This is a genomic window from Marinomonas sp. 5E14-1, from assembly GCF_039939215.1.
GTDB lineage: Bacteria > Pseudomonadota > Gammaproteobacteria > Pseudomonadales > Marinomonadaceae > Marinomonas.
Genome location: NZ_JBDXMW010000003.1, coordinates 238,780 through 251,806, shown reverse-complemented (window position 1 = coordinate 251,806; position 13,027 = coordinate 238,780). Strand labels below are relative to the sequence as shown.

Annotated in this window: 12 protein-coding genes; 8 read left to right on the top strand and 4 right to left on the bottom strand. The window is 42.9% G+C overall.

The genetic code is table 11. From position 1 onward, the window contains the following. Window positions 1-4 precede the first annotated feature (4 nt). The gene (locus ABFY09_RS04165; protein WP_347983034.1) at window positions 5-1,519 is read left to right on the top strand and encodes an ATP-binding protein; all 1,515 of its coding nucleotides are present in this window, start codon (window positions 5-7) and stop codon (window positions 1,517-1,519) included. A 36-nt stretch (window positions 1,520-1,555) separates the two neighbouring features. Here ABFY09_RS04165 and ABFY09_RS04160 read toward each other — a convergent pair whose 3' ends face one another. Both ABFY09_RS04160 and argF read right to left on the bottom strand, forming a co-directional pair. Further along, window positions 1,556-2,482 carry a LysR family transcriptional regulator gene (locus ABFY09_RS04160; RefSeq protein ID WP_347983033.1) on the bottom strand — a complete coding sequence of 309 codons (927 nt, stop codon included), beginning with the start codon at window positions 2,480-2,482 and terminating at the stop codon, window positions 1,556-1,558. A gap of 88 nt (window positions 2,483-2,570) precedes the next feature. Then, window positions 2,571-3,476 (bottom strand): ornithine carbamoyltransferase, encoded by a 906-nt coding sequence (gene argF, locus ABFY09_RS04155; protein ID WP_347983032.1) that lies wholly within the window; start codon window positions 3,474-3,476, stop codon window positions 2,571-2,573. A gap of 261 nt (window positions 3,477-3,737) precedes the next feature. On the opposite strand from argF, the gene grxD reads away from it, so the two are divergent. Continuing rightward, complete coding sequence (gene grxD / locus ABFY09_RS04150; protein ID WP_317003082.1) at window positions 3,738-4,067, top strand: Grx4 family monothiol glutaredoxin; 330 nt, start codon at window positions 3,738-3,740, stop codon at window positions 4,065-4,067. Window positions 4,068-4,125: 58 nt separating this feature from the next. Here grxD and ABFY09_RS04145 read toward each other — a convergent pair whose 3' ends face one another. Further along, on the bottom strand, window positions 4,126-5,079 hold the full coding sequence (locus tag ABFY09_RS04145) for a LysR family transcriptional regulator (RefSeq protein ID WP_347983031.1): 954 nt from the start codon (window positions 5,077-5,079) through the stop codon (window positions 4,126-4,128). Window positions 5,080-5,199: 120 nt separating this feature from the next. Beyond that, on the bottom strand, window positions 5,200-6,087 hold the full coding sequence (locus ABFY09_RS04140; RefSeq protein WP_347983030.1) for a LysR substrate-binding domain-containing protein: 888 nt from the start codon (window positions 6,085-6,087) through the stop codon (window positions 5,200-5,202). A gap of 268 nt (window positions 6,088-6,355) precedes the next feature. Here ABFY09_RS04140 and ABFY09_RS04135 point away from each other — a divergent pair, with 268 nt between their 5' ends. From ABFY09_RS04135 to ABFY09_RS04110, 6 genes are all read left to right on the top strand, one after another. Continuing rightward, window positions 6,356-6,952, top strand: a complete 597-nt coding sequence (locus ABFY09_RS04135; protein WP_347983029.1) for a YitT family protein — start codon at window positions 6,356-6,358, stop codon at window positions 6,950-6,952. Between the two features lie 416 nt (window positions 6,953-7,368). Beyond that, window positions 7,369-9,117 carry an ATP-binding protein gene (locus ABFY09_RS04130; RefSeq protein ID WP_347983028.1) on the top strand — a complete coding sequence of 583 codons (1,749 nt, stop codon included), beginning with the start codon at window positions 7,369-7,371 and terminating at the stop codon, window positions 9,115-9,117. Continuing rightward, window positions 9,114-10,448, top strand: a complete 1,335-nt coding sequence (locus tag ABFY09_RS04125; RefSeq protein WP_347983027.1) for a cobyrinate a,c-diamide synthase — start codon at window positions 9,114-9,116, stop codon at window positions 10,446-10,448. Before ABFY09_RS04130 ends, ABFY09_RS04125 begins: the two co-directional genes overlap by 4 nt. Window positions 10,449-10,450: 2 nt before the next feature. After that, a complete protein-coding gene (locus ABFY09_RS04120) occupies window positions 10,451-11,578 on the top strand; it encodes a cobalt-precorrin-5B (C(1))-methyltransferase (RefSeq protein ID WP_347983026.1) in 1,128 nt (375 codons plus the stop codon). Then, on the top strand, window positions 11,575-12,372 hold the full coding sequence (locus ABFY09_RS04115) for a precorrin-6A/cobalt-precorrin-6A reductase (protein ID WP_347983025.1): 798 nt from the start codon (window positions 11,575-11,577) through the stop codon (window positions 12,370-12,372). Before ABFY09_RS04120 ends, ABFY09_RS04115 begins: the two co-directional genes overlap by 4 nt. Continuing rightward, window positions 12,369-13,022: a precorrin-8X methylmutase gene (locus tag ABFY09_RS04110; protein WP_347983024.1), complete on the top strand. Its 654-nt coding sequence runs from the start codon at window positions 12,369-12,371 to the stop codon at window positions 13,020-13,022. The genes ABFY09_RS04115 and ABFY09_RS04110 overlap by 4 nt, the downstream gene beginning before the upstream one ends. Window positions 13,023-13,027 lie beyond the last annotated feature (5 nt).

Genomic DNA, 13,027 nt, shown 5'->3' with positions numbered 1-13,027 from the left:
GCAAATGAGAGAAGAGATTTGGCGGCTTTATCGGCATCTGATTTTAAGTGTTTTTGCTATTGTCGTTTGCTGCTTTGTCGCAATTGAATTTGCTCAGAATAGATTCTCTGGCTTAAAAACAGGGCAGCTGTTTAATGTTGATGCTGAAATTAGCGCAGCTCTTCTCTTATCTGGCGTTGCTAAAAAGGTTCCTGAATCTCAATTTGATTGGGACCTGAGCAGCGCGGCTTTGTTACCTTCCCCGAAGATTTCGTCTTTGATCAAGACTAAGGAGTGGCTTGCTTCTGATGAGGCGAGTTACAGTGTGTCTTTTAAACAATCTGCGACTCCAATATTAACGGGCAGCGCTTCTGCGTCGAACCCTGCATTCCAATTAAAAACTTTATTAGAGCGTTTATTGCTGGCTACGCAGCTTGAATACTCTGAAAAAGTTTCTTTGATCGAAAGCATGTCTAGCTTATCAATGAGCCAATATGACTCCCAAAGCTCAGCGGTGTTTTCTGGTGTTGCTTTGGTGCAGAGGTCGCCTTATGAATATGGCTTTTTATGGAACGATGATAATGCAGAAAGGCCGAATTATATAACGATTACTAATGAAGAAAGAGTTTCTCGTACTTTGATTGTTGTGGTTATTATTAGTGTTGGTGTTGTCATTATGTTATTGCTGATCTGGCGTGAATTGATTGCTTTAGATGTAAAACGCAAAAACTTTGAAAACATTACTCGACAAATTGCTCGTGGTAGAAGTGGTTTGCCTCAAGGCGTGCCAGATAATAACGGTACTTTAAAAGAGCTAGCATACTCTTTTGACTCTATGTCGTCTCATATCGAGCGTTTACTTAAAGTTCAGCGCGAGATGATCAACGCCATTTCTCATGAATTAAGAACGCCGATTGCTCGTCTTCGATTTGGTTTGGAGATGGTGAAAGATGAAGTCGACGATGATGTAGGTCCAACGATTGAAGCCTTGGAAGGCGATGTTGAAGAGTTGAATACGCTTGTTGATGAGGTATTAACCTATGGAAAGCTAGAAGGCAGCTCTTTGGAGCTAAATTTTAAAGAGCTTTCTGTCAGCCAGCTAATTGATGAAATATTACAGCATAATCACCTTTTGCTTCAGCACCTTACTGTGAATGTTAGTGTTGATTCAGCAGACATTGTTGAGGCTGATGAGCATCATATTAGTCGAGCATTACAAAACCTTATTTTGAATGCATCGAAATATGCAGCGAGTACCATCACAGTTTCTTTTGCCCAAGATTCAGAAAGGTGGCAGTTCGATATCGAAGACGACGGTCCAGGTATTCCTTTTGAAGATCGAGATAAAGTCTTTATCCCTTTTCAGAGATTGGATAACAGTCGAACAAGAGCATCGGGTGGTTATGGCTTAGGCTTGGCAATTGTTCAGCGTATTGCCTTTTGGCATGGTGGTGCGGTATTAATCGACGAAAGTGAATCTGGCGGCGCTAAGTTTAGTTTTATCTGGTCTCGTAATCAGCATCAAAAAACGGTGTCATAATGTATTTTGATGCTGATTTACTCGTTGTAGAAAAGGTTACAGATCCGGCGCTAAAATCCCTTTCAGGTTTTTAAAACAAGTTTTAGATGCTGTGGAAATCAAATCTTCCATGTAGGCATTGTCTCTTTGATCTTTTCTGATCGCCAGATAGAGTTTGCACCAAACACCTTCTTCACCTAATGATTTGCTAATGACATATTGTCGATTAGTGTATTCCGTCAATGCCCAGTTTGGTATACAACAAACACCTCGTCCACTGGCAACCAATTGCATCATCATTAAGGTTAATTCGCTGTGGCGGATTTTAGCAGGTGATACATCGGCTGGTTGCAGGAAGTGCTTGAAGATATCAAGTCGTTCAATCTCAACAGGGTAGGTAATAAGCGTTTCTTTTTTAAAATCTTCAGGACTGAGATAGTCCTTTTTAGCTAACGGATGATGACGTGAGAGTGCCACCTGAGATTCGTATTGAAACAAAGGTATGTATTCGATGTTTGGAATATCTTGTGGGTCTGATGTGACCACTAAATCTAAATCGCCACGGGCCAAAGCAGGAAGTGGCATAAAGCCAAAAGCTGTTGATAAATCCAACTCAACATCTGGCCAGTGTTCACGAAAATGGTCAATGGTAGGCATAAGCCATTCATAGCAACTGTGGCATTCTATGGCAATATGTAAGCGTCCACTTTCGCCTTCCGCGAAGCGTTGTATGTCTCGCTGAGCAGAACGAAAAGACAGAAGAACATCATCGGCTAGCTGTAATAGTCTTAATCCAGCGCTCGTGAAGCGAACTGGTTTGGTTTTACGGATAAAAAGTGGGCAACCCAATTTTTCTTCAAGATCTTTTAACTGATGAGATAAGGCTGACTGAGTCAAATGTACTCGTTCAGCAGCTTCAACCAAACTGCCTGTTTCTCTGAGAGCGGCTAATGTTTTTAAATGTCTAACTTCAATAATGCTCATGATAATTCACAGTTGATGAGTGTCATTCAACACCTAGAGTATAAAAAAGGCCCGTCGAATACTGACTTCAATCGAGCCTAGAATGCGATTAGTGACACAGTAGGAATTCAAGTAATGCTTTTTGTGCATGTAGACGATTCTCTGCTTCATCCCAAACTACGGATTCTGGATGATCGATAACATCTGCCGTCACTTCTTCGCCTCGGTGTGCTGGTAAGCAATGCATAAATAGGGAATCTGAATTGGCTTTCGCCATCAGCTCGGCATTGACTTGGAAGCCATCAAAGTCTTTTAGGCGTTGCTCTTGTTCATCTTCTTGTCCCATGGACGCAAAAACATCGGTCACGATTAGATCAGCATTAATAACAGCTTCTGCAGCATCATGAAGAACCGTTACTCTGCCTTTGTGTTCTGCAACAAGCTCTGCATTTGGCTCGTAGCCAACCGGGCAAGCAACAACAAGTTGGAAATCAAGTAATTCGGCGGCATTGATGTAGGAATTACACATGTTATTTCCGTCACCAACCCAGACTACTTTTTTGCCTTCGATTGAACCACGATGCTCCTGATAAGTTTGCATGTCGGCTAATAACTGACAAGGATGGTAATCATCGGTTAATGCGTTAATCACAGGAACAGAAGAGTATTTAGCAAAAGTTTCCACTGTTTCGTGATCAAAAGTTCGGATCATCACAGCATCGACCATACTGGAAATAACTCGAGCGCTGTCTTCTACAGGTTCGCCACGACCAAGCTGTGTATCACGAGAAGAAAGAAAAAGTGCATGACCACCAAATTGTGCCATACCTGCTTCAAAAGATACGCGGGTTCGTGTCGATGATTTTTCAAAGATCATTGCCAATACACGATTTTTAAGCGGCTGAAATAGGGTGCCTTCATGGTGAATCTTCTTAAGCTCAGAAGCTCGTGATAATAACTGCTTTAACTCGTCGGAAGATAAATCCTTCAGAGTAAGAAAATGTCTTGGCGACACGCTTGGACTCCTTAATTGTCTTTTTTAAAGGGAATCAACCAATTTAATACACTCGGCTACTTGAGTAAAGGGCAATTAACTTGATAAAGCGGGAAGGAAAGCTCCTTTTTGGGGTTGTAAATACACCCTTCGCCCCAATAAACTGATGCAAGTTTAATGGGTTTTATTGTCGTTAATTTTGTAACTAAGTGTTGGCACCTTATATCGCCGCATTGAGCTATTGAATTAAAGTGAGCGTAATTGAAAAACGAGGTTTTTAACATGAGTAATACAATCGAAACAATTAAAGAACAAATCAATAACAACGACGTTCTGCTTTATATGAAAGGCAACCCTCGTGCGCCACAGTGTGGCTTTTCTTCGCAAGCAGTACAGGCTCTTATGTCTTGTGGTGAGCGCTTTGCTTTTGTGAATATTTTGGATAACCCAGATATTCGTGCAGAACTGCCAAAATACGCTAACTGGCCGACTTTCCCTCAACTTTGGGTAAAAGGCGAGTTGGTTGGTGGCTGCGATATTATTGTTGAAATGGCAAATAACGGTGAGCTACAGACTTTAGTGAAAGAAGCTGTGGGCGAATCTGAAGAGTAATATTTTTTTATAAAACGTAAGGCACATATTGCTTATATCGCAATATGTGCCTTTTTTGTTAGATCTTAGTTTGTGTTATAAATTCGTTTGCAACATCTATTACTTGTCTTCTAAACCAAATATGGCTCGCGTCATGGTGCAGCAACGGACTCCAGATCATCTTTAGTTCAATTTTAGGGATATTGAAAGGTGGGTCTAGAATCACAAAATCAGGGTTTTTCTTATTGATCATGGCAACTTTTTTCGGAAGTGTAGCGATCAAGTCTTGCTCAAGCGCCAAGTGCATGGCTGTGTGATAGCTTCGAGTAAAGACGCGAATGCTGCGCTTGTGGTCTAATGCTTGTAATGCTTCATCTACCCAACCGAGTTTTTGCACGTCATTTGGATCCATGCCAACACCAATACCAAAGCCAGTTTTACTGACCCAAATATGCTGTGCTTGTAAGTAAGCTTCGATATCAAAGTTATTACGCACTGGATTATTTGAGCTCATCATGCAGACAAAGGTATCGAGCCAGACGCTTTTTTGATGGAAGGATTGAGGGAGCTCTTCAAAGCGATTAATTGCCATGTCTATTTTCCCTGCTTCAACATCATGAAATGTCACGTCGCTTGGTGTCATGATATCTAGCGTTATGCCTGGCGCGTATTCTCTAAGGCGGTTGAGCAGCAAAGGTATAACTGTTGAGGTGGCGTAATCACTCGCCATAATTCTAAAAACGCGGGTACTGACTTTTTCATCGAAGTCGGCTTCCGGCTGTAGCGCTTCTTCTAGGTCGAGTAACACCTTGCGAACAATGGGTTGTAAGCGAAGTGCTTTTTCTGTGGGTTTCATACCTTCACTGGTTCTAACCAGCAATGGATCATTTAATAAATCTCGAAGTCTCTTTAAGCCATTACTCATGGCAGGCTGAGTAATATTAAGCTTATTGGCTGAGCGCGTGACGTTGCACTCTCTTAGTAATACATCAAGATAGATAAGTAGATTAAGGTCAATCTTATTAATATTCATTGTTTAATGGTATTCACACGCCTTATGAATTGAGGGTATTTACCCTGCCAAAAAGTATAACCCTAAAACACTCATTGCGAAATGAATAGAAGAGCCGCCTTTTAAAACGGTTTCTATCTTTTAAATTGTTGATGTGTCCGCAGATGTACAGCATAGATCGATAAAACGCTGAGCATTTTGTGTCAACGCTGTATTTTTTGGTGTAACAATTAACAAATTTCGATTTAAGGCCAGAGGAGTTTTATAAAGTCGAATTAAGTCAGAGTTAAGCTCTTGAGATATGGCCATTCGAGATAAGCAACCTAATCCCATTTGATGAATAACCGCTTGTTTAACGGCTTCCATATGAGCGAGTGATAACACAACGTTGAGTTGAGGAATATGAGAAGCGGTTGACTGTTCTAAAATATTTCGTGTGCCTGACCCCGCTTCGCGCATTACCCAACTGGCTTGCTCTAAGTCTTCCCAAGAAAGTTCTTTAGGACGATCTTCTTGAGCGGAACCAAAGACAACAAGTTCATCCTTTAGCCAAACTTGGGTCATTAACTCGGCATGCTGACAATAACCTTCAATAAAGCCTACTTCAGCTTTTCCTGTTAATAGTTGTTGAATAACACTTTGTGTGTTGCCGATGTCTAATGTGAAGCGAATGTTTGGGTGTTGGCGTTTAAAGGAAGACATTTGTTTGGGAAGTAAGTAGTTTCCCATACTGACACTGGCGGCAAGGTGAAGTGATCCGCTTAGCTCGTCCTCATTGCCCATGCTCTCGATTTGCTCAATCTGACTAAGCACCGCACGAGCCTGTGGCAAAAGATGTCTAGCTTGAGGTGTGATTTGTAGGCGTTTACCATGACGGCGAAAAAGTGGGCGACCTAATAGCGCTTCTAGTTCTCTCAGTGCTTGACTGGCGGCTGGTTGACTAATAGAAACCATCTCCGCGGCTGCGGTGACTGAGCCTGTATGAACAACGGCTTCAAAAATTTGTAATTGTCTAAGTGTGATTCTCATCCCTTTATTGTAGCCTCGTTTCTGTTTTGATGAGTAGTGTAATCTTGCTATAAATTCAATTTGAGCGAAGCGAAAAGTGTAGCGTAAAAAATAATATTTAGTTTTTCCCTTGATGGTGTGGAAAATGCTTTAATATGCAGTGAAATCTCAGGTAAGACGCTATCCGTCTTGTTGATATGTTCAGACGTAAGTCGACTTCCACAAGAAGTGAATATTACAACTTCTGTTATTAGCCAAAAGCTAATGCAGTCCATGTTAAGGACATGTTATGAAAATTACACACCGTTGGCTCTCTATTCTAGAGGGTTGTATCCTAGTTGCTCTAGGACTACACATTCTAAACTCAGCAGGACTCTTGATCAGTGGTACCGCAGGCGCTGGTATGATTTTGCTTAGACTTACTGATTTGTCTTTTGGGCAGCTTTTCTTCCTGTTAAATCTTCCATTTTACATTCTAGCTTGGTACTCCTTGGGTCGAGACTTTACACTCCGAACCTTTGCCAGCGTTAGCTTGTTGTCGATTCTGTCTGAGTTAATGAAATATTACGCAGTCTTGTCCATTCATCCATTGTTGTCGGCGGCACTAGGCGGTTTATTGGTTGGCTTCGGGCTGATTATTTTATTTCGCCATAACACTTCTTTAGGTGGTTTAAATATATTGTCGGTTTACTTGGAACGAAAATTCAATATTCATGCGAGTAAAACAACTCTTATTGCCGATATATTTGTTTTGATCGCCGCCATAACCTTCCTTGATTTAACACGCTTAGGACTTTCTTTAATTGCGTTTGTGCTTTTGAGCTCCGTTGTTGGTCGTTATCACAAACCACCAAAATGGGCTGAAGTGCAAAAAAACGACGCATAGAATTCGGACAATGTACTTTTCTTCGTTTTAAATATGCACTGATTTGTTGCGTTTGAGTTTAGTCATAGTCAGATATTAACGGTACTATCTACATAATATTAAATACTTCACTTAGGTGGATGTTATGTGCTGCATGCCATAGAGTAATTTGATTTAGGTTTGGTTGAATATCTCATCATAGAGTATCAAAGTATGGCGCAACGGTTTTTATTGGTTTTATTCAATACAACCTGAAGCCTTTGCGTTTGACATAAAAATGGCACAAAGATAAGGTCTATCAAAGTAAAACACAGTAAAAACGCCTATAATAAGGCGTTTTTTTATATGACTTTTAAGTGGCTGCTTGTTCATTTGGATAAGCTAAAACGCTCATTTTGCCCAGTAGACTTTAATCAAGCACAACAACAGGTAACCCCATGAACCTTCTTGCTCATAGTAACTTTCCCTTTACTGCCGTCGCAGGACAAGAAACGCTTAAGTTAGCTTTGATCTTATGTGCAGTGAACCCTCAAATTGGTGGGGTTTTGATTAGTGGTCCTCGAGGCTCGGCAAAATCAACTTTAGCTCGTGGTTTGTCTGGTGTGATGCCTGCGTTATTGAATGATGAAGAGCTTGCCCCTTTCGCAACATTGCCGCTTGGCACCAGTGAAGATCGCCTACTTGGTGCTTTGGATTTAGAGCAAGTATTGCAAGACAAACAAGTTGCTTTTAAACCGGGTTTATTAAGCAAAGCCAATGGCGGTGTATTGTATGTGGATGAAGTTAATTTACTTGCCGATCACCTTGTAGATCAGCTTTTAGACGTTGCGGCGAGTGGTGTAAATCGCGTGGAACGAGATGGTGTCAGTCATGAACATCAAGCGCGTTTTTTACTGATTGGCACCATGAACCCTGATGAAGGGGAGTTACGTCCACAACTGCAAGATCGCTTTGGTTTAATGGTAGAGCTGAGTAATCAATATAGTCTTGAAGAGCGGGTACAAATTGTTCGACTTCGAGACGAATTTGACCAAGATCCAGAGTCTTTCTGTGAAGCCTTTAAATACAAACAGCGCAACCTGAAAAACAGCATTCGTCTGGCGCGCAAAGCTTTAGGTGACATAAGTTGTCCAGACGCATTACGAATGGAAGTGGCGACACGTTGTCAGTCAGCAAATATTGATGGTGTGCGTGGTGATATTGTTTGGATGCGAGCGGCTATGGCACATGCTGCGTGGCGTGGTGCTAAACAAGTGACAATCGATGACATTAAAGCGGTTGAAGAATTGGTTTTAGCTCATCGTCGACAGGCTAAGATACAACCGCCTTCACCACCTTTTCGTCGTCCAGAAACGTCTCGACCTGAAAGTAGTCAACAGAAAAACAATCAAGAAGCGGGCAATAAAGAATCAGATGAGTTAGAAAACAGCGAAGGTGATTGGGGAAGCATGACGCCTCAAACGCTGAAATCTTCGACGCCGATTCGAGTTAATTTACAAGCAGACCCCCAAGTTCCTCCAACGGCAAAGACTGTGAGTGAGGTGACGCCGGGAAAGCTTAAAGGCAAGCAACAAGGCGGTTATCGCCTTGCTGCTTCAGAACCAGGAAAAGGAGTGGATTGGTTTCGTAGTATTATCAACCAACCACAAGAATGGCCGCCCAACAGATTAACACACAAGGCCGCTAAAACAGGCCAAACAAGATTGCATTTAGTGTTATTGGATACATCGGCCTCCACCTTAAATCAAGGTGTGTTTGCCAAAGCCAAAGGCGTAATTTTAGACATTGCCAATCGAGCTTATTTAGCTCGTGAGCAGATTGCGATTTTAGGTTTTGGACAAGATAGTGTTTCTTCGATTTTACCAAGAGTACGAGCGCCAAAAGAAATATCTGAGCTGCTGGATAACCTTGGTGCTGGTGGTGGAACGCCTTTTCGAGTGGCGATAGAAAAGGCTAGAGATTATTTGGCAAAGCAACACAAAGGAAACGTCGACTTGTATAGCCAAACCTATATTTTGACAGACGGACGAACACAAGCGGATGTGTCGGACCTTGAGGTTTTAGGGCAAACAGTATTGATAGACATAGAAAATTCCGCCATTAAACGTGGCCGTGGCCAAGATCTTGCCCAGCATTTGGGCGCACATTATATTTCATTAAATTCGCTTTTAGAGACTGTTTTATGACTGCTGTTAGCTGTCCTGCTTTATTTTTGACTGCACCTGCTTCAAACCAAGGGAAAACCACTATTACGGCGGCTTTGTCACGTTACTTTACTCAGCAAGGTAAAGTGGTTCGAGTATTTAAGACAGGTCCAGATTATCTTGATCCACAAATTCTTGCTCAAGCGTCTAAACAGCCGGTAGAGCAGTTGGATATTTGGATGGCAGGCGAAGAATACTGCCAAGACAAACTCTATCAAGCAGCGAAAGAAGCGGACTTAATTTTAGTTGAAGGTGCAATGGGCATGTTTGACGGGGATCCTTCTAGTGCTGATTTAGCCGCCCGTTTTGGGATTCCGATGGCGATTGTCATGGACGTGAAAGGCATGGCACAAACTGCAGCTGCGTTGGCTACGGGATTGGCGAATTTCCGTGATGATGTGCAGGTTGCGGGGCTGATTGCAAACCGCTGTGGTAGTGAGCGCCATGCAGAATTGATTCGAGACGCTCTGCCAGAAAATTTACCTTTATTAGCCACATTAAAACGTGATGAGGCCGTCATATTGCCAGAACGTCACTTGGGTTTAGTTCAGGCTGCTGAAGTGAAAGACGAATTGGAAGAGCGCTTTGGAGCCGCTGTTGAATGGTTAAAAGAAACACGTGATACAGGCTTATTGACCTTGCCGAAAGTGGTTTCTTTTGCTCCCGTGAAAGAGCTTGCGCAAACTGATGTTACGACGGAAGTACAACAAAGTTTGGTGGGCAAGACCATTGCAGTTGCAAAAGACGCGGCATTTAGTTTTATTTACGATGCAAATCTCATTGCTTTGAAAAGTATGGGCGCAAAAATCGTCTTTTTCTCCCCATTAAAAGATCAATCTCTACCCGAAGTGGATGCTCTTTGGTTGCCAGGCGGTTACCCAGAATTACATGCAAAAGCCTTGTCAGAAAATGTCTCCATGCGCCAATCTATTCAAGACTTTTACCAAACAGGGAAAAGTATTTTGGCAGAATGTGGCGGCATGCTTTATAGCTTGGAAGACTTAACAGATTTAAACGATGCTTGTTATCCCATGTTAGGTATTTTAGAAGGCCAAGGTGCGATGCGAGGTAAGCGTGGTTGCCAAGGCATGCAAACAGCCGTTATTCCACAAGGCGAGATTCGCGGCCATGCTCATCACCGATCCCGTAGCGCTAATACACCAGAACCTGTTGGACATGGTCGTCGCCAGCGTCACCCTGCGCCGGGGGAAGCGATTTACCAACAAAAAGGGTTAACGGCGAGTTACTTACATTTGTTTTTTCCGTCTAATTTGGAAGCAATAGCCAAGCTTTTTTCTGGTGAGAATTTATAGCCATGTGGCCTGAAAGTGCTGAATCACCTGCGCCATTGCGGTCCGGATTAACCACTGGAACCTGCGCAACGGCTTGTTGTGTGGCGGCGGCTCAAGCACTTTTTGCTCAACAACAAGACGTGATAGTTAGCGTGACCCTACCGAAAGGTAAGGTCGTGGATTTACCCATTATTGGTTATCAGCCTATTGATGGCGGTATGAAAACCGCGACCATCAAAGATGCAGGCGATGACCCAGATGCGACCCATGGCGTCACCTTATTTGTTGAGCTTTGTTTGTCTCCAGAGCAAGGGGTTCGTTTTTATGCCGCAGAAGGTGTAGGAATCGTGACTCGCACTGGCTTATTGTTAGATGTTGGCGAGCCTGCTATCAATCCCGTTCCACGCAAAATGATGACAGAACATTTAGAAGGCTTTGCTCATACTTATCAATATCAAGGTGGTTTTGATGTGTCTGTTGGCGTGATTAATGGGGAACAAATCGCACAAAAAACCATGAATCCACGCCTAGGTATTTTAGGTGGTTTGTCTATTTTAGGCACCACGGGCATTGTTCGCCCCTTTTCTTGTGCAGCGTACATTGCGTCGATTCATCAAGGTATTGATGTGGCTCGTGCTAATGGCATCACTCATATTTCCGCAACAACAGGCAACAGCAGTGAAGAGGCAATAAAAAATCATTACCAGCTTGATGATATGGCTTTGATTGAAATGGGTGATTTTGTTGGTGCTGTGTTAAAGCACATTAAGAAAGTAGAGCAAGACGATTCCAAGCAGCTGATGAAACTTAGTATTTGTGGGGGCTTTGGAAAAATCAGCAAGCTGGCACAACAACACATGGATTTGAATAGTCGAGTTTCCAGTATTGATTTGAACAGACTCGCACAGCTCGCTGGAACATTAGGTGCGAGCCATGAGCTGCAAGATAAAATGATTCAAGCGAACACCAGTGTGGAAGCCTTGTCTTTTGCTCAAGGTGCAAATCTTGAATTGGCCGATGCGGTTTGTCAGCAAGCACTAGAATTCGCCAGAAAATACATACCTGATCATATTGAGCTAGAAGTCTGGGCAATTGATCGTAAAGGGTTTTTCGTAGGTAAAGCGGCTGAGTTAGCAGGATCTCAAACATGAAAATTCTATTGCTTGGCGGCACAGCTGACGCTCGACGTTTAGCCGATGCACTTCATCAAGCTGGTACTCTCCAGAATAAGCTGAAAGTCGTTTACAGCTTAGCAGGTCTGGTTCGAGTGCCAAAAGTAGACTGTGAATTGGTGGTGGGCGGTTTTACTCAATTTGGTGGCTTGGCTACTTATTTGCGTGAGAACGGTATTGGAGCAATTCTCGATGTCACCCATCCTTATGCGCAAACCATGAGTACAAAAGCCGTGAATGCGGCAAGAGAAGTTGATATTCCTTGTTGGCGTTTTCATCGTCCAGCTTGGCAAGCGCAACAAGGTGATTTATGGAGCGAATATCAATCCGATGCTGATTTACTCACGCAACTGGATGGTTTTCGTGTGCCGTTATTAAGCGCAGGTCAGATGAGCGAAGATTTATTGACGAACATTATCCAATTGCCAAGTGTTGAACGAGTCGTCTGGCGAACTGCAGTTGCTCCGAAATTTGCTATGCCAGAAGGAATAGAATGGTTAAAAGCCATTGGGCCTTTTGCTTTAGAAGATGAACAGCAATTACTACGAGAGCAAGGGATAGACGTTATTGTCAGCAAAAACAGTGGTGGTTCGGCAACCTACTCCAAACTCGAAGCGGCGCGTGAAATGTCTATTCCCGTGTTGCTTCATCGTCGACCAATATTGCCTGAAGTAGACAGAGAATTTAATGACACACAAGATTGCTTGCAAGCCTGTTTAGCGGCATGGGGCAATATTCATTCTAAGAATCAACAAAAAGACAGCCAACAGTGAAGCCTTCAGATAAATATCAATACGAAAATAACCCACAAGCCATAGAGCATGACAGTTTTCGACAAATTCGTGAGTTAACCGATTTATCGAATTTGAATCAAGATCAGCAACAGGTCACTATGCGTGTGATTCACAGTCTTGGCTTGCCGGATGTGGCGACACAAATTCAATTCAGTGCGAATGCAACACAAGCCGGGCGAGAGGCTTTGGCAAAAAACTGCGCCATTTTATGTGATGTGGAAATGGTGAAGCAGGGTGTGACCAAACGCATGATAGAGCGCGAACCTTTGTGCTTTTTAAACGATCCACGCACGGCTGAGTTAGCCAAAAGTAATGGCGAAACTCGATCCATGGCAGCGCTCAGTTTATGGCAAGACAGTCTGGCGGGTAGTGTTGTCTTGATTGGTAATGCGCCAACTGCCTTGTTTCGTTTGTTGGAAATGATAGAAAAGGGCGCGCCAAAACCCGCTTTGGTTATCGCTATGCCAGTTGGTTTTGTGGGTGCTGCGGAATCAAAAGATGCACTTTGGCAAGTGCATGAAAAGCTTGATATAGAATGCATTACTTTATTGGGACGAATGGGTGGCAGTGCTGTGACTTCCGCCAGCTGTAATGCATTATTACGTTGTAATTTGGGTGAGTATTACTGATTGTG

Coding starts and splice junctions, on each gene's coding strand:
- ABFY09_RS04135 (WP_347983029.1), top strand. CDS start 6,356: ATGAAAATTACACACCGTTGGCTCTCTATTCTAGAGGGTTGTATCCTA.
- ABFY09_RS04160 (WP_347983033.1), bottom strand. CDS start 2,482: ATGAGCATTATTGAAGTTAGACATTTAAAAACATTAGCCGCTCTCAGA.
- ABFY09_RS04140 (WP_347983030.1), bottom strand. CDS start 6,087: ATGAGAATCACACTTAGACAATTACAAATTTTTGAAGCCGTTGTTCAT.
- grxD (WP_317003082.1), top strand. CDS start 3,738: ATGAGTAATACAATCGAAACAATTAAAGAACAAATCAATAACAACGAC.
- ABFY09_RS04120 (WP_347983026.1), top strand. CDS start 10,451: ATGTGGCCTGAAAGTGCTGAATCACCTGCGCCATTGCGGTCCGGATTA.
- ABFY09_RS04165 (WP_347983034.1), top strand. CDS start 5: ATGAGAGAAGAGATTTGGCGGCTTTATCGGCATCTGATTTTAAGTGTT.
- ABFY09_RS04130 (WP_347983028.1), top strand. CDS start 7,369: ATGAACCTTCTTGCTCATAGTAACTTTCCCTTTACTGCCGTCGCAGGA.
- ABFY09_RS04115 (WP_347983025.1), top strand. CDS start 11,575: ATGAAAATTCTATTGCTTGGCGGCACAGCTGACGCTCGACGTTTAGCC.
- ABFY09_RS04145 (WP_347983031.1), bottom strand. CDS start 5,079: ATGAATATTAATAAGATTGACCTTAATCTACTTATCTATCTTGATGTA.
- ABFY09_RS04125 (WP_347983027.1), top strand. CDS start 9,114: ATGACTGCTGTTAGCTGTCCTGCTTTATTTTTGACTGCACCTGCTTCA.